Source organism: Arthrobacter sp. Y81, assembly GCF_002929335.1.
Lineage (GTDB): Bacteria > Actinomycetota > Actinomycetes > Actinomycetales > Micrococcaceae > Arthrobacter.
The window spans coordinates 98141-116269 of the sequence record NZ_PJIL01000002.1; the positions used below are offsets into that span (position 1 = coordinate 98141).

Genomic DNA, 18129 nt, shown 5'->3' on the forward strand with positions numbered 1-18129 from the left:
GAATGAGTGGTCTCAATGATTCCCGGTAATCATCATTGGCCATTTGGAGACCACCATGAGAAAGCACGTTTCGCTTGCCGCGGCTGCTGTCACCGCCGCGGTTTTCCTGGCAACCGGCTCTGCAGGCGTCGCAGCCCCGCCGCAGAGCGAACCGGTCACCCTTGCAGACGGGCTCGTCGGCCCGCTCCATGCCAGCGCCGGCCGCGACGGATCCGTCACGGTCAGCGAGTCATTCGCCGGCCGGCTGACCCGGATCGGCTCGGACGGCGCCAAGTCGGTGCTCTATTCGGACCCCGCATGGGATGTCGCCGGTAGCGGCGAACGCCGCGGGACCACGTATTTTGCCGAAAGCCAGGGCGCCGGTCCCTTTGATGACCGCCCCCTTGCCGGTCACATCCGGTCCATCCAAGAGGATGGCACCCAGCGCACGTTCGGCGATTTTGCTGCACTGGAGACGGAAGAGAACGCCGATGGCGGCGAACACTACGGCTTCAAGGACCTTCCGGACGCGTGCCTGGCACAACTGCCGCCCGAGGTGCCGGCAGCATATAACGGCGACGTCGACTCCCACCCCTACGGGATTGCCGTCGCCGGCCGCACCATCTACGTTGCCGATGCCGGCGCCAACAGCGTGGTGTCCGTGGACATCCGGTCGGGTGAAACAGAAACGGTGGCGGTGCTTCCGTCGCAGCCCTACCGGATCACTTCGGAGGTGGCGTCGACCCTGAAGCTCCCTGACTGCGTTGTGGGCCGAACCTATGCCTTTGAACCCGTCCCCACGGACGTCGCGGTGGGTCCCGACGGCTGGCTGTACGTGTCCGTGCTCCCCGGCGGACCGGAGGATCCCGCACTCGGTGCCCGCGGCGCCGTGTACCGGGTCAATCCGGACAACGGCAGGGTCAGGCTCTTTGCTGACGAGGTCATGTCACCCACCGGGCTGGCATTGGACGACGACGGCGACGTTTACGTCGCGTCCCTGTTCGGCGAGGGCGTGCTCAGGATCGACGGCGACAGCAGGAAAAGGACGGTGCTGGCCGGCGTCCTCACGGCGGACGTTGCCCTTGAGGACTCGACGCTCTATGCCACTGTGGATGCCCTGCCGGCGGCGAACCAGCCTCCGAACGGACGCCTGGTCTCCGTGGACCTGGACGGGCATTCCCGCCACTGACCGGATTTAACACACAAGTGTGGCCGGCCCCTTCGCGGGTCCGGCCACACTGTTGCTGCGTCTATTTGTTGCTGCGCTTATTTGTTGCTGCGCTTATTTGTTGCTGTCTTCGTCGATTTCTTCGTCGTCGAGGAGGTCGTCATCCTCTTCGTCGAAGTCGTCCTCGTCGATTTCCACATCCTCGGGAATGTCGCTCTTGTAGGGATCTGCGTCGCCGGCATGCTTGGCGCCTGCAGCCAGGGCAGCCACCTCTGCATCGCGCTTCTTGGCGGCGCGGAGCAGTTCCTCGAGGTTGGACGCGTTGACCGGAATCTGGTCGGCCACGAACTCCAGGGTGGGGGTCAGCCGAACGGTGATGTTGCGGCCGACTTCCTGCCGGAGGACGCCCTTGGCCTTCTCCAGACCCTTGGCGGCATCCGCCTGGACAACCTGGTCCCCGAACACGGTGTAGTAGATCGTGGCGTGCTGCAGATCATTGGTCACACGGGCATCGGTGACGGTAATCCCCTCAAGCCGGGGATCCTTGACCTTCCGGCCCAAAGCCTCTGCAACAACAACCTTAATCCGCTGCGCCAACTTGGCAGCGCGTGCCGGATCAGCCATTTCCACTCCTAAATATTTGGATGTACGACGGCGCGATAGCGGCTGACGTACTCACGTTGGGTAATTGCCACGCGCCTAAGGCGAGTCTACGACGGACTCCCGTTGGATTTTTTCCGGCGGCCTGGGAGTGGCATCGGGCCTGCCGAAGCTGGGTGGCCGACGTCGTAAGACGTTGGCCACCCAGCGAAGGGGCGGGGCCGCCGGGAAAAACCCAACGGCCCCGCACCTGTAACGCTAAGACAACCTAGACGCGCGGCTTCTCGCGCATCTCGAAGGTCTCGATGACGTCGCCTTCGGTGATGTCGTTGAACGAGCCAAGACCGATACCACACTCGAAGTCCGTGCGGACCTCGGTTGCGTCGTCCTTGAAGCGCTTGAGCGTCTCAACGGTGAGGTTGTCACCGATGATCTTGCCGTCGCGGCTGATGCGGGCCTTCGTGTTGCGTCGGATAACACCCGAGCGAACGATGGAACCGGCAATGTTGCCGAACTTGGAAGAACGGAACACTTCGCGGACCTCGGCGGTGCCAAGCTGGACCTCTTCGTACTCCGGCTTGAGCATGCCCTTGAGGGCCATCTCAATGTCATCGATTGCTGCGTAGATGACGGAGTAGAAGCGCATGTCCACGCCTTCGCGGTCTGCCAGTTCGGCAACACGCTCGGCGGGCTTGACGTTGAAGCCGATGATAACGGCGCTGTCGACCGTTGCCAGGTTGACGTCGTTCTGCGTGATCGCACCGACACCGCGGTGGATAACGCGGAGCTGAACGCCTTCGCCGACATCGATCTTGAGCAGCGCGTCTTCGAGGGCTTCCACGGCACCGGACACGTCACCCTTGAGGATGAGGTTAAGGGTGTCGATCTTGCCATCGGCGACGGCCTGGTCGAAGTCTTCCAGGCTGATGCGCTTGCGGCGCTTGGCCAGGGCGGCGTTGCGGTCTGCTGCTTCACGCTTCTCGGCGATCTGGCGGGCGGTGCGCTCGTCAGCGGTCACGAAGAAGGTGTCACCTGCACGCGGGACGTTGGACAGACCCAGCACCTGAACGGGGCGGGACGGGCCGGCCTCGGTCAGGACGCTGCCGTCGTCGTCGAACATCGCACGGACGCGGCCGTGGGCCGTGCCTGCCACGATGGTGTCGCCGACGTGGAGCGTACCGGACTGAACCAGGACGGTAGCAACCGCACCGCGGCCCTTGTCCAGGTTGGCTTCAATCGCGATACCGCGGGCGTCCTTGTTCGGGTTGGCGCGCATGTCCAGGGCTGCGTCTGCGGTAAGCAGGACGGCCTCGAGCAGCTCGTCGATGTTCAGGTTCTGGCGGGCAGAGACCTCCACGAACATGGTGTCGCCACCGTACTCTTCCGGAACCAGTCCGTACTCGGTCAGCTGGCCGCGGACCTTTTCCGGGTTGGCGCCTTCCTTGTCGATCTTGTTCACAGCCACGACGATCGGCACGTTGGCGGCCTGCGCGTGGTTGAGGGCTTCAACGGTCTGCGGCATAACGCCGTCGTCCGCTGCGACCACCAGGATGGCGATGTCGGTGACCTTCGCACCACGGGCACGCATGGCGGTGAACGCCTCGTGGCCCGGAGTATCGATGAAGGTGATCTTGCGTTCGATGCCTTCGTGGTCAGTGGTGATCTGGTAGGCACCGATGTGCTGCGTGATGCCACCGTGTTCACCCGCGACGACGTCGGAGTTACGGATAGCGTCCAGCAGGCGGGTCTTACCGTGGTCAACGTGGCCCATGACGGTGACAACCGGAGGACGTGCCTCGAGTTCCTCGTCGCCTTCGGCTTCCAGCTCGGCGTCGAAGTCGATGTCGAAACCGGAGAGCAGCTCGCGCTCCTCGTCTTCCGGGGACACGACCTGGAGCTTGTAGCCAAGCTCCTCGCCCAGCAGGGCGAAGGTCTCTTCATCCAGCGACTGCGTGGCCGTGGCCATTTCGCCGAGGTGGAAGAGCACGGTCACCAGTGCAGCGGGGTTCGCCTCGATCTTGTCGGCAAAGTCCGTGATGGACGAGCCGCGACGGAGCCGGACAACGGTGTTGCCGTCGCCGCGGGGCACACTTACGCCACCCAGCGACGGAGCACTCATCTGCTCGAGTTCCTGGCGCTTGGCACGCTTCGACTTGCGCTGCTTGCCACGGCCTGCGCCGCCCTTACCGAAGGCACCCTGGGTGCCACCGCGACCGCGGCCGCCCTTGCCGAAGCCACCGCCGGCCGGAGCACCGCCACCGGCACCCGGAGCGCCACCCGTACCCGGTGCGCCGCCTGGGCGTCCGGGACCGCGGCCTCCGCCGCCGGGACGGCCTGCACCAGCGGGTGCGGGACGTTCGGTGCGGTTAGGCATCATGCCGGGAGTAGGACGGTTTCCGCCGCCTGCGCCGGGACGTGCACCTGCAGCGCCGGCCGGACGCGGAGCGCCCGGACGTGCACCCTGTGCGCCAGCGGGACGGGGAGCACCCGGACGGGGACCCCCGGCGCCGGCTGCCGGACGCGGGCCGCCGGGGCGTTCGCCCTCAGTGCGGTTTCCGCCCGGACGGGGCATGCCCTGGGAAGGCGCGAACGGGTTGTTGCCCGGACGCGGCGGACGTTCGTTGTCGCCGCCGCGGCCGCGGGGCATGCCCTGGGACGTGGCGAAAGGGTTGTTGCCGGGACGGGGACCGCCCGGACGGGGTGCTGAACCCTGGCGTGCGGATGCTGCCGGAGCCGGAGCCTCAGCCTTGGGGGCCGGGCGTGCGCCGGGCTTCGCACCGGTGGACGGTGCACCCGGAGCGGGCGCCGCAGGCGCAGACGCTGCAGCAGCGGGTGCTGCCGGAGCCGCAGCCGACGGAGCGGCCGGGGCGGGGGCTGCAGCCGGAGCTTCAGCTTTGGGTTCCGGAGCCTTGGGAGCTGCCGGTCCCGGCGCGGGCGCCGGACGGGAAGCCGAGGGGCTGGCGGGCGCCCTGGGCGCTGCAGCGGGAGCTTCGGACTTCGAAGCGCCGGCGGCGGGGTAGGCGTTGCGGAGTTTCCTCACAACGGGGGCCTCAATGGTTGAAGAGGCGGAGCGAACGAATTCGCCCAGTTCCTGCAGTTTGGTTACTGCATCTTTGGAAGTAATACCGAGCTCTTTAGCAAGCTCATGTACGCGGACCTTGGCCACATTTCTCCTGTCTCGGTCCGCACCGAGCCAGGCACGAACCGTCTACTTCTTACTGCGGACCTTCGCCGCGATAGCAGCTGAAAGGCCCATTGCAGAGCGCAACAAAGTTGTCATCGTTGCGCACTCATCGCTGGGAACTCATCGGGTTTCCATCAGTTTTCTGACCCGCTTTCAGGTTGGACGGTTGTTGCTGCAGCCACCGGAGTGTCCACGGCATGCGTGCCCGCCGTTATCCGGCGTTCGACAGCGGCAGTTCCGGTTGTGCCCGGGAGGGCACGTCCGAACGCACGCCGCTTGATTGCCAGCGCCAGGCACGTTTCGCTGGAGTGCAGCCATGCACCCCGGCCAGCCATCCGGCGTCGTTCGTCAACGATGACAGCGGTGGAACCGCTGCCTTCGGCGACGAGCCGGAGTAGCTCAGACCGTGCGCCCTTCTTCCGGCATCCGATGCAGGTACGCTGCGGCTGATTCTCAAGGTGTTGCACTAGTGCCACGGTGAGTATCTTCCTGCCCATACATATCTGCTGCCCCGAGCCCGCCTGCGTCAGCCGCATTCGTAATGAACGCAGATTTGCGGGCACGCTCAAGGCGCACGAATACCGGCCATCAGGCGCGGTCATGTCTATTCTAGCCCCTCAGGTGCCCCGGCCCCGAAACGACTGGTCGAAACCGGGCGGGACAATCCGAGGGGCACTCCGCCGAAGCGGCTTAGTTTTCGCGCGGAACCGCGGCGTCGGAGACGATGTCGATGCGCCAGCCGGTGAGCTTGGCAGCCAGGCGGGCGTTCTGGCCCTCCTTGCCGATGGCAAGCGACAGCTGGTAGTCCGGCACAACAACACGTGCGGAACGCGTTGCCTCGTCGGTGATGGTGACGGAATTCACCCTCGACGGCGACAATGCGCTGGCGATGAAGGCTGCCGGGTCCTCGCTGAAATCGACGATGTCGATCTTTTCGTCGTTGAGCTCGGTCATGACTGCCCGGACGCGTGAACCCATTTCACCGATGCATGCACCCTTGGCGTTGATGCCGGGGATGTTTGCCTTGACGGCGATCTTGGTGCGGTGTCCGGCCTCGCGGGCCAGCGCCACGATTTCCACGGAGCGGTCGGCGATCTCCGGAACTTCCAGTTCGAAAAGCTTCCGGACCAGGCCGGGGTGCGAACGGGACAGCGTGATGGAGGGGCCCTTGGTGCCGCGGTGAACGTCGATCACGAAGGCGCGCAGCCTGTTGCCGTGAATGTACTTCTCGCCGGGTACCTGCTCGGGCGGGGGCAGCAGCGCCTCCACCGTTCCCAGGTTGACCTGGATCATGTGCGGGTTGTTGCCCTGCTGGATGGTGCCGGCAACGAGCTCGCCCTCACGGCCCTTGAACTCGCCCAGGACGTTGTCGTCCTCGACGTCGCGCAGGCGCTGCAGGATGATCTGGCGGGCGGTGCTGGCAGCGATGCGGCCGAAGCCGGCCGGTGTGTCCTCGAACTCGCCGATGGGGGCACCGTCGTCGTCGATTTCGGTTGCCCAGATGGTCACGTGGCCGCTCTTGCGGTCCAGCTCTGCGCGGGCCTTTTCGAAGGCTCCCGGAGACTTGTGGTAGGCCACCAGCAGTGCCTGCTCAATGGTGGGGATCAGGAGGTCCAGCGGAATTTCACGCTCACGCTCCAGAAGTCTCAGTGCGCTCATGTCAATATCCATCAGGCCTCCTCAGAAGGTCCATTGTGTTCGTCTTCCAGACCGACCTCGTCGAGGTGGCTGAACTCTATCTCGACTTTTCCATTACGGATCCTGTCGAAAGGAATTTTCTCGGGCTCGCCCTGCTTGGGCTTCATTCCCTTTTTTGCCGCGATCTCCGGAACCAGGGTCACGCCGTCGTCGTCAATGGACTGGACCCTGCCGGTCAGGTTCTCCCCCTGTATGACATTCACCTTGACCATGCGTCCGCGAGCACGGTGCCAGTGGCGCGGTTCGGTCAGGGGCCGTCCGACGCCTGGCGAGGAAACCTCGAGGTCGTAGGGGCGGCTGTCGTAGGTGGGGTCGCTGTCCAGGATGCCGGAGAGCTCCTTGGAGATCTCCGCGATGACGTCAAGGCTTACTCCGCCGGTTTCCTCCTGCGGCAGGTCCACCACTACGTGGACCACCCGGTGGGAACCCTGGATGTTGATGGCAACGTCCTCCAGGTAGAGCCGGTTTGCCTGGACCGTGGGTTCCATCAGCGCCCGGACGCGCTCAGCCTCCGGGTTGTGCACGGATTCGGCCTCAGCCTTTCCCGTCCCGGTCCGGTCTGATGAAGTCGTGGCTTCTGCATTACTCACGATGCCGGCCGCCTCCCGCTAGATGATGTTGTGTGTACTAGCGTAGCGATTTTATGGGCGCCATGGTGCACTCGCTTGCTGCCGGGCATGACAACATGGTCTGTTGTGAAAGACGACACCAAGGAAAATCGACGGCCGGGCCGATATTTCCGGTACGGCATCCTGGCGTCATTGGCAGTGCTGGTCATCAGCCTTGGGCTGGCGCTGACTCCGGGGCCGCCGCCGCAGGCGCCGGAACCGCCCTTTTCTGAACGGGCACGGGCCGCGGCCCTTGCCGAAACGATGCAGCTGCGCCTCGCCGGCAGCAAACTTGCCGACGCTGTTTCCGGCGCCGAACGCCAGGGTCTGCTGCGCGCTGTGACATTGCTGACAACACAGGCAAAGGCGCTGACCGGGCCCGATCAGGGTCCTTCGCCGTCAGCCACAGGCCCTGCCGTCGGCACCCCTGCAGCCACCGCGTCCGGTACCTCCGCCCCCTCGAGCGGGCAGGCGGCACCGCTGGACTCACCCGCTGCGCTCATCACCGCGTTGTCCGCGAGCGGCGGGCAGCGCCTCTCGGATGCGGAGGAGTCCGACGGCGGGATGGCACGGCTGCTTGCCGCCGTCGGTACCGCCCAGCTGCTTCAGGCGTCTTCGCTGGCCACGGCTGTGGGGGCAGCAGCACCGGACATGCCTGCCCTTCCAGGACCGGCAGCGGCACCCGCGTCGTCGACAGCACCTGCAGGCTCATGCCCGCCGGTCCCCACGCCCTCCGGAGCGGGTGAAGGAACAGCAACTCCGGCAGCCGCCCTCGCGATGACAGTCAAGACCGAGGCCGAAACCGTTTATGGCTACCAGGTGGCGCTCGCCCGCCTCGAAGGCACGGCCGCCGGCTCTGCGGCCCAGCTGCTGGCACGGCATGAATCGGTCCTTGCCGAGGCCGAGGCCCTGAGCCGGGCACAGTGCGTGGACATTCCGGCACGGGAAGCGGGCTACACCCTGGGCCCGCTGTTCCTCGAATCGCCGGCGGCCGGCCTGGGCAGCCTCGAAGCAGGAACCCTGCCGGTTTACGGTGACCTGGTGGCGTTGAGCGACGGTAGCACCCGGCAATGGGCCATTTCAGGCCTCCTGGCCGCTGCACGCCGCGCGGCGCTCTGGGGCGCCGACTCCGGTCCCCTGCCGGGCATTGTGGTGGACACCGCGCAGCTCCCTGAACTGCCGGACGCCAGCCCGGCGCCCCAGTCTCCCGGTACAGAGTCCCCCGGAACACCCTGAGCCGGCGCTGCAAAGTATGCCTAGCCTTCCTTAGCCCCGTATTACTGGCACGCCCCCGGGCACTGGTGGTTTGCTGTAATCATGGACACCCCCGGAGCACCTGCGCTGCACGAGAACGAGCCGCATGGCAATGACGTCGCCCACCGGCTGAACTGGCTGCGCGCCGGTGTACTCGGGGCCAATGACGGGATCGTTTCCGTGGCCGCCATCGTGGTGGGCGTGGCCGGTGCCACCACCCAGACCGGCCCGATCCTCATCGCGGGCGCGGCCGGCGTAGTGGGCGGCGCAATTTCGATGGCCCTGGGTGAATACGTTTCCGTCAGCAGCCAGAGCGACAGCCAGAAGGCACTGATCGAAAAAGAACGCCGCGAGCTTGAAGAAGAGCCCGAAGAGGAGCTGGCCGAGCTGGCGGCCATCTATCAAAACAAGGGGCTGAGCCCGGACACCGCCCAGGCAGTGGCCAGGGAGCTCACGGCACATGACGCCCTCTCCGCCCACCTGTCGGCTGAACTCAACATCGACCGGGAGGACATCGTCAGCCCCTGGCATGCCGCCTTCGCCTCGGCAATCGCCTTTGTCGCGGGTGCCGTCTTGCCAATGCTGGCCATCCTCCTGCCGCCCGAGAACATCCGGGTCCCGCTGACTTTCGCCGCCGTTCTGGTGGCACTGGCCGCGACAGGTTCCGTTGGCGCCTGGCTCGGCGGCAGCTCCAAGACAACGGCAGCCGTTCGGGTGGTGATCGGCGGTGCACTGGCGCTCGCTGCGACATTCGCCATTGGCAATCTCCTGGGCGCCACCGGCATCATCTGACGTCCGCACCGGAAGCCCGTGCCTCAACTAGTCTGGAGTAGATGAGCAGCCCAGCAGAAGTCCCGATCCCGCCCGACCTCAGCCGCCGCTACAGCGGAAGCAGCGCGGGACGTGCTTGGCTTGCTTCCCTGCACGGGTTGATTTGCGGACGCCTGGAGCGCTGGGGACTCGAGGTCGACCTCGAGCCCGGCCAGCTGCCGTGGAACGGCCACGGCGGGGTGGTGGTCCCGGTAACGCGGGAAGGTGTCCCTGCTGCGCTGAAGGTTGCCTACCCGCACGACGAAGCCCGGGTTGAGCGTTTCGCCCTGCGGCTCTGGGACGGCCACGGGGCGGTCCGGCTGCTTGAGTCCGACGCGGGAACGTGTTCGATGCTGCTGGAGAGGCTCGACGCCGGCCGCTCGCTCCAGGAGGTTCCGCTGGAAACAGCCGTGGAGGTCTGGGGCGGGCTGACGCGGCAGTTGAGCCTGGCGCCGGACCACCGCCCGGAGTGGCAGGAGTTCGACCACGTTGCGGCGCGCGCCGAACAGTGGAGCGATGACCTTCCGGCGGACTGGGAACAGCTGGGCCGGCCCTTTCCGCGGTGGCTGTTGGAGGCCGCCCTTGAGGTTTGCCAGACGCGCGGTGCCGTGGGCCGCCGTGCCGGGACCGACGTTCTGGTCAACACCGACTTCCACTACCTGAATATCCTGGCCCGGCCCACGGACCAGTCGTTGCCACCGGCCGCAGCCGGCGCCGGCGCAGATACTGCAAGCGTCGGCGGCAACGGCCGCTCCAACGGTTTTGCGGCTATAGACCCTCAGCCGATGGTTGGCGAGGCGGAGTTCGCCGTTGCCCCGCTCCTCTGGAACCGCATCCGGGACCTTCCCCGAACGGATCCCCGGCAGGGACTGTTGGACAGATGCCGGGACTTCAGCGCGGCCGCAGGGCTGGATGCCGAAGTGGCCCGGCAGTGGAGCCTTGCCCGTGAAGTTGAAAATGCCCTCTCGTATGCCTCGCGGCCTCACCATGGCGGTGACCTCGCACGGTCCCTGTGGGTGGCAAGCACGCTCGCAGGACGGACCCTGGCATGGCTCCCCGCGGCACACGACCTCCCTGCCCCTGGAGAAGCCGTGGGGCTGGCCGTTTCCTAGCCGCGTTCCGTTGCCAGGGCCTTCCGCACCGCATCGACGGCTGCCTTGACGTCGCCGTCGTCCGTGGTCCAGTTGCTCACCGAGATCCGCAGGACATCCCGTCCCTGCCAGCGGGACCCCGACATCCACACCAGCCCGTCCGCAATGATCCGTGCCGTCACGGCCCGCGTTGTGGCGTCATCACCGAAAGCCAGCGAGACCTGCGTGTATTCGACGTCGTTGAGCACTTCGACGCCGTCCAGCCCCGACAGCTGGTGCGCCAGTTGCGAGGCACGGCTGACCAGGTTGCGCACCTGTGCGGCCACTCCGTTCCGGCCGAGGGACTTCAGCGCCGCCCACACGGGAACGCCGCGGGCCCGGCGGGACAGCTCCGGGACGAGCTGGAACGGGTCCGCGGCCTCAGCTGCGTCGCGGATCATGTAGCTGGGGTTGACGCTCATCGCGGCGCGCAGGGCTTCGGTGTCCCGCACGGCGACGATGCCGCAGTCGTAGGGCACGTTGAGGGTCTTGTGCGCATCGGTGGCCCAGGAGTCAGCCAGGTGGAGCCCGGCGGTCAGGGCGGCGAGTTCAGGCACCGCGGCCGCCCAGAGTCCGAAGGCACCATCCACGTGCACCCACGCTCCATGTGCTTTCGCGACGGTCACCGCCTGCAGGAACGGATCGAAAGCTCCGGAATGCACGTTCCCGGCCTGTAGGCAGACCAGCAGCGGGGCCGGGGCCGATCCATCGGCACCGCCCAGCGCACGGTCCAGGGCGCAGTCCAGCTCCGCCGCATCAATGCGGCCCTGCCGGTCCGAGGGCACCACGATGGGGCGTCCCATGCCGAGATACCGCAGTGCGAGATCGATCGAGTCATGGCGTTCCTGGCCCACGAAACAGCGCATGGGCGGAGCGCCGGTCAGCCCGTCGGCGTTCACGTCCCAGCCGGCTTGCTCCAGGACGCGCCAGCGGGCGGCGGACAGACCGGCGAAGTTGGCCATTGTCGCTCCGGTGACGAAACCGACGTCGGCCTCTTCCGGCAAGCCCAGCAGGTCCAGGAACCAATGCCCGGCTGCCGCCTCGATGACCGCGGTGGCTGGCGTGGCGGCACGGAGGAACGAGTTCTGGTCCCAAGCGCTGACGAGCCAGTCCGCTGCCAGTGCGGCGGGCAGCGTACCTCCAATGACCCAGCCGAAGAAACGCCCCGAGGGCATGGCCATGAGGCCCGGTTCCGCCTTGGTCGCGAGGAAGTCGATCACTTCGCCCGCAGGGAGGCCGCTCGCGGGCATTGGGCCGCCGAAGACGGCTTCCAGCTCCCCTGCCGTGGACCGGGGCCCTACGTGGCGGGTCGGCTGGCTTTCCAGCCATTCACGGGCATGCCCCGCTGCTGCGTCCAAGGCGTCCCGGAAGGGTTCGTCCCCTGTTGACATAGGAGCATGCTACGCCGGGTCCTGCCCGTCCGGGAGGGTCTTTCGCATGGTATCCGGACGGCAGGGTTGCCGGATCGGACGGAGGCTAGGCGAAGGTGTCCTGCCAGATGTCGTAGCCCAGCTTGATGATCAGTGCGCCCACGACGGCGAGGAAGACGTTGCGGATGAAGGTGCTGCCCTGCTTCACCGCGGTCCGGGCCCCGAGGTAGCCGCCGGCCATGTTGGCCAGCCCCAGCACGAGTCCCACGCCCCACAGCAGTGAGCCGTGGGGCAGGAAAAAGATCAGGGCGCCGGCATTGGTGGCCATGTTCACGATCTTGGCCTTGGCACTGGCTTCGAGGAACGCGTACCCCATCGCGGACACCAGGGCGATGATCAGGAACGAGCCCGTCCCGGGTCCGATCAGGCCGTCGTAGAAACCGATGGCCGCGCCGATGAGGCAGGCCACCACATAGTGCGTCCTGCCGTCGTGGCGGAGCGCCGTCAGGTCGCCGATGTTCGGTTTGAAGGCCGTGAAGAGCGCGACGGCGACCAGCGCCGCCACGATGATCGGCTTAAAGACGCTGGCGGGCAGGGTGGCGGCCAGCACGGCACCGCCGAAGCTCCCGGCCAGCGCGATGACCGCCATGGGGATGGCCGTGCGCAGGTCAGGCCTGACGCGGCGGTAAAACGTCACAGCGCTGGTGGTGGTCCCGAAGATGGAACCCATCTTGTTGGTGGCAAGCGCCTGGACCGGGCTGATGCCCGGCACCAGCAGCAGCGCCGGGAGCTGAATGAGCCCTCCGCCGCCCACCACGGCGTCAATCCATCCTGCGGCGAAGCCCGCCACGATGATGAGGATCAGCGTGGCGGGCTCCAGCGACTCGAATCCGGAGATCACTCCTTCGACTGCGGGGAGTTACTTGCTGCGGACGGCATTGACCACATAGTCAACCGCCTTGTCCACAGCCACGTTCTCCGCCTCGCCGCTGCGGCGGTCCTTGATCTCCACCACGCCATCCACGAGCCCCTTGCCAACGGCGAGGATGGTCGGCACACCGATGAGCTCGGCGTCGCCGAACTTCACGCCGGGGGAAACCTTGGGACGGTCGTCGTAAATGACCTCAAGTCCATTGGCTTCAAGCTCAAGGGCGAGCTGCTCTGCAGCGGCGAAGATCTCCTCGCCCCTGCCTACAGCGACGACGTGGACATCAGCCGGTGCCACTGCCCGCGGCCAGATCAGGCCCTTGGCATCGTGGTTGGATTCGGCCAGGGCCGCGACAGCACGGGTCACGCCAACGCCGTAGGAACCCATGGTGACCACAACCTGCTTGCCGTTCTGGTCCAGGACCTTCAGTTCAAGGGCTTCGGCGTACTTGCGGCCCAGCTGGAAGATGTGGCCCATCTCGATGCCGCGTTTGGTCTCCAGAGGACCGGAACCGTCCGGCGCTTCGTCACCGGCGCGGACCTCGGTGCACTCGATCACGCCGTCCCAGCCGAAGTCGCGGCCGGCGACGAGGCCGAAGACGTGCTTTCCGGCCATGTTGGCCCCGGTCACCCAGGCGGTGCCGCTGACGACGCGGGGATCCACCAGGTACAGGAGCTTCGCAGCGCCTTCCAGGCCGAGGAGGGGCGTGCCAAGCGACATCCCCGGGCCGAGGTATCCCCGGACGATGAGCGGGTTGCGGGCGAGGTCTTCCTCGCCTGCGGCCTCCACGGTGATCTCGCCGGCGACCGGCAGGTACGTGCCGATGTTGGCCTCAACACGTTTCAGGTCCACGCCGCGGTCACCGGGCACGCCGATGACGACGATCTGGCGTTCCCCGGTGGGCAGTGTGACCGCGAGGACAACATTCTTCAGCGTGTCCGAGGCCGTCCAGGCACCGCCGTCGTTCTCCCCGCGCGGCACCAGCTGGTTGGCGGCGTCCACGAGCGTTTCGATGGTGGGGGTGTTCGGGGTGTCCCGGATGTCGGCGGCCGGAGCGTTGGTGTAGTCAATCTCGGCGGGGACCACGGTGGTCACGGCTTCCACGTTGGCCGCGTAGCCGCCGGCCGAGCGCACGAACGTGTCCTCGCCGATCTCGGTGGGGTGCAGGAACTCCTCGCTCCTGGAGCCGCCCATGGCACCGGCAGTGGCGGCCACCGGGACAACTTCGAGGCCGAGGCGTTCGAAGATCTTCAGGTAGGCGGCGCGGTGCGCGTTGTAGCTGGCGTCCAGGCCGGCGTCGTCGACGTCGAACGAGTAGGAGTCCTTCATGATGAACTCGCGGCCGCGCAGCAGGCCCGCGCGGGGCCGCGCCTCATCGCGGTACTTGTTCTGGATCTGGTAGATGCTCAGCGGAAGGTCCTTGTACGAGGAGTACAGGTCCTTGACCAGAAGCGTGAACATTTCCTCGTGCGTGGGAGCCAGGAGGTAGTCCCCGCCCTTGCGGTCCTTCAGCCGGAAGATGCCCTCGCCGTACTCCGTCCAGCGGTTGGTGGCCTCGTACGGCTCCTTGGGCAGGAGCGCCGGGAAGTGGACCTCCTGGGCGCCGATGGCGGCCATCTCCTCGCGAATGACCTGCTCCACCTTGCGCAGGACGCTCAGGCCCAGCGGCAGCCAGGTGTAGATGCCCGGCGCGGCCCTGCGGATGTATCCGGCACGGACCAGGAGCCGGTGGCTCGCCACTTCGGCGTCGGCGGGATCTTCGCGCAGGGTGCGCAGGAACAGCTTGGAAAGTCGAAGGACCACGGGTAGGAATCCGTTTCTTGGGAGGTGCCTGTTCAGATGACGGGCTGGGGCAGATCTGTCTGGTTACTAATCTACCGTGACGCGGCGAGTGCCCCGGTCCCCCATAGCCTGCCGCCGGCTGTGCCCGTTCCTGCGGCACCGCTTAACGGGGAAGAGCCACGCCAGAACTAAGAGGAAGCCCCTGGCCGTTGCCGGCTGGTCATCCTGTTTTGGCGTGGCTCTTACGGTCCGTCAGACCGTCAAGTCCGGAGGAAGCGCTGGGCGTGCCTGGCTGGGAAGGTCAACGCTCAGTGCCAATTACTGATTCCCCTCTGAGACCGCACGCACCCCATCGGCGCGGCTAGGTCGAACCTATGTGATCCACGGCACCATTACAAGAGTCGTCACGCACTTTTCTGCAGTTGACTTGGGGTTACACCAGGTGTCCGTGGAAGACGGTCCGCTAGTCAATGAGGGCGGCAGCCTGGTCCAGCAGTTCCTCGGCCGGGGCCAGGTCGGCCGAGGTCACGCCGGTGCCTGACGCCTGTGCAGCGATCAGGACTCCGCCCTTGACCGCAAAGGTCATCACCGTGCTCTGCGTGGTACCAGTGGGCAATGTGACGTCCGTTCGCATGGCGATGGCGCCGGGGGTGTCAGCCCCGCTGTCAAGTCCGGTGGTGGTTGCTGTCACGGACATTTCGCCGATCTTCATGCTGAGGTTTCCGCAGTCTGCAATCTCCTTGCTGCGCGCGGAAAGCGTCTCGTCCAGCTTTTGCTTGTCCACGCCGGAGAGGAGTGAGAGCGTCTGGGTCAGTTCGGCATTGGAGGACGTGGACGCACCAACGGCCATGGTGGTGCTGCTGTCCGGCTTCAGCGCCGTGCCTGTGGCGATGGAATTGCATTCGGCAGGTTCCACCTGGACCTCGGTCATGAGGGACATCATCTGGTCCAGCGCCTGGGAAACTTTGTCCGCGGGCATCACGGCCAAAGCGACGCTGTCCGCGTCCTTCACTCCTCCGGCGATCTCCGCGAGCTCATCGGAAGTCAGCATTTTGAAGGCGTCTTCCGTCGGCGTGGGGCTTGGAGTTGTTGTGGCGGAGGTTTCCGGGGCCGCACCGCCCCCTGCGTCCGCCGGCTTAGCGGGTCCGCCACAGGCTGTCAGAGCCAGCACCAGGAGGGCAGATCCCCCGAAATAGCGCACAACAGACGTATTCATTTATCCCCCAATAAGTTCGAATGCCGGCCGGTACCGGCCAGCTAGAACAGAACTGTAGCGAACGTGCCCACCTGGCGGAAGCCCACACGCTCGTATGTGGCCCTTGCGCGCGCGTTGTAGTCATTGACATACAGGCTGGTGACGGGCGCGAGCTGCTGCGCCAGTTCCACGACGGCGGCCATGTAGCCGGCACTGAGCCCGAGTCCGCGGAAGGAAGGGTTCATCCAGACACCCTGGACCTGCGTCACGTCGGCGGTGACGGCGCCCAGCTCGGCCTTGAACAGGACCTGGCCGTCCGCGTTGAGGTGGACCAGGGAATGGCCCTGCCTGATGAGTCCTTCGACGCGCCTGCTGTAGAACTCGCGGCCGCCGAGGAACGGCGAATAGCCGACTTCCTCCTCGAACATGGCCGCGCAGGCAGGCAGGATCCGGTCAAAGTCGGCGAGCTGGCCGAAACCCAGGTCCGTATTTGCCAGTACTGCGGGCTGCCCGGTGATGGTCATCAGCGGCTGGTCCGCCCGGACCTCGTGGGCAGCTTGCCCCAGCTGCTCCAGCTGTTCATAAATGGCCAGGACCGTATCCGCCGGGCCGAAGATGGAGGCGAAGCGGCGGCCGGAGCGGTGCGCGTGCTCGGCCACGAGTCCGGCAAGTTCCGGGTCCAGCTGCACGGGAACAAGGTTGGCCCCCGCCCAGCATGCGCCCACGAGGTCGTCGCCGTCGAACACGCCAAAAATACTCGCCCCGCCCAAAGTGGGCGCGGCGCTTCCCGTCGCGGCCAGGTGCGACAGGATGAAGACGTTGGCCACAACGTCGGTCCGGGCCAGTTCCCGCAGCATGGCGGTGTCCGGCCCGGACAGGACCCGGATTGATACGCCGGGTCCTGCATTCTCCTTACGAGACGCTAACCACGGGGCTACCCTTGACAGCATCTTCGCCATCGGCCTCCCCCATCTCTTCAGCGATACGCATGGCCTCTTCGATCAGTGTCTCAACAATTTCGCTCTCGGGGACAGTCTTGATGACCTGGCCCTTCACAAAGATTTGTCCCTTGCCGTTGCCGGAGGCCACGCCCAGGTCGGCTTCACGTGCCTCACCGGGGCCGTTGACGACGCAGCCCATGACGGCAACACGCAGCGGGATCTCCATGCCTTCAAGCCCTGCCGTGACCTGCTCGGCCAGGGTGTAGACGTCCACCTGGGCACGGCCGCACGACGGGCAGGAGACAATTTCAAGCTTGCGGGGACGCAGGTTCAGCGACTGCAGGATCTGGTTGCCAACCTTGATCTCCTCGACGGGAGGAGCCGAGAGGGAAACGCGGATGGTGTCGCCGATCCCCCTGGACAGGAGCGCACCGAAGGCCGTGGCGGACTTGATGGTGCCCTGGAAGGCCGGTCCGGCCTCGGTGACGCCAAGGTGCAGGGGCCAGTCGCCCTGTTCGGCAAGCATTTCGTAGGCCGCGACCATGATCACGGGGTCGTTGTGCTTGACGGAGATTTTGAAGTCGTGGAAGCCGTGCTCCTCGAACAGCGATGCTTCCCAGACCGCTGACTCAACCAGGGCTTCCGGGGTGGCTTTGCCGTACTTCTTCAGGATGCCGGGCTCCAGGGATCCTGCATTGACGCCGATCCGGATGGAGGTGCCGTGGTCCTTGGCGGCGCGGGCGATCTCCTTGACCTGGTCATCGAACTTACGGATGTTGCCAGGGTTGACGCGCACCGCAGCACAGCCCGCCTCGATCGCGGCGAAAACATACTTGGGCTGGAAGTGGATGTCAGCGATGACCGGGATCTGCGATTTCCGCGCGATGATCGGGAGGGCCTCGGCGTCGTCCGCGGACGGGCAGGCAACCCGCACGATGTCACAGCCTGACGCCGTCAGCTCTGCAATTTGCTGCAGGGTGGCGTTGATGTCCGTGGTGGGGGTGGTGGTCATCGACTGCACGCTGATGGGCGAATCTGAGCCGACCCCCACCGAGCCCACCTTGATCTGACGGGTTTTCCTGCGCGGAGCGAGGACGGGGGGCGGTGCTGACGGCATTCCCAGGCTGACCGAGGTCACGTGGACTCCTATTTAGATCGAAGTATCGATGGTGTGTGGTTCCGGCTGGCTAGGCGGCGTGCTCGGCCAGCAGGCCGGTCACGGGGGCCCATTCGGTGGTGCGCGTGCCGGCGATCACGCTGGCCGCGGCGAAGGGGTCCTGCTTGAGGATCCCGTTCAGTGCGTTTTCGTCGTCAGCCTTGAAGATGAGCAAGGCACCGGCTCCGTCGCCGTAGGGTCCGCTGGCGAGGAGTGCGCCTTCACTGGCCAGCCGGGCGGTCCATTCCCGGTGCGCCGGACGGGCGGCGTTCCGCGCTTCGGTGGACTCGGGGGCGTATACGTACTCAACAGCAAAAACAGTCATA

The 18129-nt window shown here is 66.1% G+C and carries 16 protein-coding genes; 4 read left to right on the forward strand and 12 right to left on the reverse strand.

What is annotated here, in order from left to right:
- Positions 1 to 55 precede the first annotated feature (55 nt).
- Positions 56 to 1168, forward strand: coding sequence for a ScyD/ScyE family protein (locus tag CXQ91_RS03295; protein ID WP_104172503.1), 1113 nt, complete (start codon positions 56 to 58; stop codon positions 1166 to 1168).
- A 93-nt stretch (positions 1169 to 1261) separates the two neighbouring features.
- Here the strand turns inward: CXQ91_RS03295 and rbfA are convergent, their stop codons facing one another.
- From rbfA to rimP, 5 genes are all read right to left on the reverse strand, one after another.
- Complete coding sequence (gene rbfA, locus CXQ91_RS03300) at positions 1262 to 1771, reverse strand: 30S ribosome-binding factor RbfA (protein WP_104172504.1); 510 nt, start codon at positions 1769 to 1771, stop codon at positions 1262 to 1264.
- 244 nt (positions 1772 to 2015) lie between these two features.
- Positions 2016 to 4913, reverse strand: a complete 2898-nt coding sequence (gene infB, locus CXQ91_RS03305) for a translation initiation factor IF-2 (protein WP_104172505.1) — start codon at positions 4911 to 4913, stop codon at positions 2016 to 2018.
- 152 nt (positions 4914 to 5065) lie between these two features.
- On the reverse strand, positions 5066 to 5533 hold the full coding sequence (locus CXQ91_RS03310) for a YlxR family protein (protein ID WP_308471378.1): 468 nt from the start codon (positions 5531 to 5533) through the stop codon (positions 5066 to 5068).
- Positions 5534 to 5621: 88 nt separating this feature from the next.
- Complete coding sequence (gene nusA / locus CXQ91_RS03315) at positions 5622 to 6602, reverse strand: transcription termination factor NusA (protein ID WP_104172507.1); 981 nt, start codon at positions 6600 to 6602, stop codon at positions 5622 to 5624.
- Positions 6602 to 7219 (reverse strand): ribosome maturation factor RimP, encoded by a 618-nt coding sequence (gene rimP / locus CXQ91_RS03320; protein WP_104172508.1) that lies wholly within the window; start codon positions 7217 to 7219, stop codon positions 6602 to 6604. The genes nusA and rimP overlap by 1 nt, the downstream gene beginning before the upstream one ends.
- An 87-nt stretch (positions 7220 to 7306) precedes the next feature.
- Here rimP and CXQ91_RS03325 point away from each other — a divergent pair, with 87 nt between their 5' ends.
- From CXQ91_RS03325 to CXQ91_RS03335, 3 genes are all read left to right on the forward strand, one after another.
- Entirely contained in the window at positions 7307 to 8473 is a 1167-nt protein-coding gene (locus CXQ91_RS03325; RefSeq protein WP_104172509.1) for a ferritin-like domain-containing protein, read from the forward strand.
- An 81-nt stretch (positions 8474 to 8554) separates the two neighbouring features.
- On the forward strand, positions 8555 to 9283 hold the full coding sequence (locus tag CXQ91_RS03330) for a VIT1/CCC1 transporter family protein (protein ID WP_104172510.1): 729 nt from the start codon (positions 8555 to 8557) through the stop codon (positions 9281 to 9283).
- Positions 9284 to 9324: 41 nt separating this feature from the next.
- A complete protein-coding gene (locus tag CXQ91_RS03335; RefSeq protein WP_104172511.1) occupies positions 9325 to 10413 on the forward strand; it encodes an aminoglycoside phosphotransferase family protein in 1089 nt (362 codons plus the stop codon).
- Here the strand turns inward: CXQ91_RS03335 and CXQ91_RS03340 are convergent.
- The 7 genes from CXQ91_RS03340 to CXQ91_RS03370 all read right to left on the reverse strand — a co-directional run bounded on the left by CXQ91_RS03340 (position 10410) and on the right by CXQ91_RS03370 (position 18128).
- Positions 10410 to 11822 carry a pyridoxal-dependent decarboxylase gene (locus tag CXQ91_RS03340; RefSeq protein WP_104172512.1) on the reverse strand — a complete coding sequence of 471 codons (1413 nt, stop codon included), beginning with the start codon at positions 11820 to 11822 and terminating at the stop codon, positions 10410 to 10412. The two genes, CXQ91_RS03335 and CXQ91_RS03340, sit on opposite strands and share 4 nt — an antisense overlap.
- A gap of 85 nt (positions 11823 to 11907) precedes the next feature.
- Positions 11908 to 12702 (reverse strand): TSUP family transporter, encoded by a 795-nt coding sequence (locus CXQ91_RS03345; protein WP_104172513.1) that lies wholly within the window; start codon positions 12700 to 12702, stop codon positions 11908 to 11910.
- Between the two features lie 18 nt (positions 12703 to 12720).
- Entirely contained in the window at positions 12721 to 14532 is a 1812-nt protein-coding gene (locus CXQ91_RS03350; protein ID WP_104172514.1) for a proline--tRNA ligase, read from the reverse strand.
- 442 nt (positions 14533 to 14974) lie between these two features.
- Positions 14975 to 15562 carry a hypothetical protein gene (locus CXQ91_RS03355; RefSeq protein ID WP_104172515.1) on the reverse strand — a complete coding sequence of 196 codons (588 nt, stop codon included), beginning with the start codon at positions 15560 to 15562 and terminating at the stop codon, positions 14975 to 14977.
- A gap of 206 nt (positions 15563 to 15768) precedes the next feature.
- Positions 15769 to 16656, reverse strand: coding sequence for a GNAT family N-acetyltransferase (locus CXQ91_RS03360; protein ID WP_104172516.1), 888 nt, complete (start codon positions 16654 to 16656; stop codon positions 15769 to 15771).
- The gene (ispG, locus tag CXQ91_RS03365) at positions 16619 to 17785 is read right to left on the reverse strand and encodes a flavodoxin-dependent (E)-4-hydroxy-3-methylbut-2-enyl-diphosphate synthase (RefSeq protein ID WP_104172517.1); all 1167 of its coding nucleotides are present in this window, start codon (positions 17783 to 17785) and stop codon (positions 16619 to 16621) included. Before ispG ends, CXQ91_RS03360 begins: the two co-directional genes overlap by 38 nt.
- A 49-nt stretch (positions 17786 to 17834) precedes the next feature.
- On the reverse strand, positions 17835 to 18128 hold the full coding sequence (locus CXQ91_RS03370) for a YciI family protein (RefSeq protein WP_104172518.1): 294 nt from the start codon (positions 18126 to 18128) through the stop codon (positions 17835 to 17837).
- Position 18129: the final 1 nt, after the last annotated feature.

Bases quoted from the DNA above. Each gene is read 5' to 3' on its own strand.
- CXQ91_RS03295 (WP_104172503.1), top strand. From the start codon at position 56: ATGAGAAAGCACGTTTCGCTTGCCGCGGCTGCTGTCACCGCCGCGGTT.
- rbfA (WP_104172504.1), bottom strand. From the start codon at position 1,771: ATGGCTGATCCGGCACGCGCTGCCAAGTTGGCGCAGCGGATTAAGGTT.
- CXQ91_RS03310 (WP_308471378.1), bottom strand. From the start codon at position 5,533: ATGACCGCGCCTGATGGCCGGTATTCGTGCGCCTTGAGCGTGCCCGCA.
- nusA (WP_104172507.1), bottom strand. From the start codon at position 6,602: ATGGATATTGACATGAGCGCACTGAGACTTCTGGAGCGTGAGCGTGAA.
- CXQ91_RS03325 (WP_104172509.1), top strand. From the start codon at position 7,307: ATGACAACATGGTCTGTTGTGAAAGACGACACCAAGGAAAATCGACGG.
- CXQ91_RS03330 (WP_104172510.1), top strand. From the start codon at position 8,555: ATGGACACCCCCGGAGCACCTGCGCTGCACGAGAACGAGCCGCATGGC.
- CXQ91_RS03335 (WP_104172511.1), top strand. From the start codon at position 9,325: ATGAGCAGCCCAGCAGAAGTCCCGATCCCGCCCGACCTCAGCCGCCGC.
- CXQ91_RS03340 (WP_104172512.1), bottom strand. From the start codon at position 11,822: ATGTCAACAGGGGACGAACCCTTCCGGGACGCCTTGGACGCAGCAGCG.
- CXQ91_RS03355 (WP_104172515.1), bottom strand. From the start codon at position 15,562: ATGCTGACTTCCGATGAGCTCGCGGAGATCGCCGGAGGAGTGAAGGAC.
- CXQ91_RS03360 (WP_104172516.1), bottom strand. From the start codon at position 16,656: ATGCTGTCAAGGGTAGCCCCGTGGTTAGCGTCTCGTAAGGAGAATGCA.
- CXQ91_RS03370 (WP_104172518.1), bottom strand. From the start codon at position 18,128: ATGACTGTTTTTGCTGTTGAGTACGTATACGCCCCCGAGTCCACCGAA.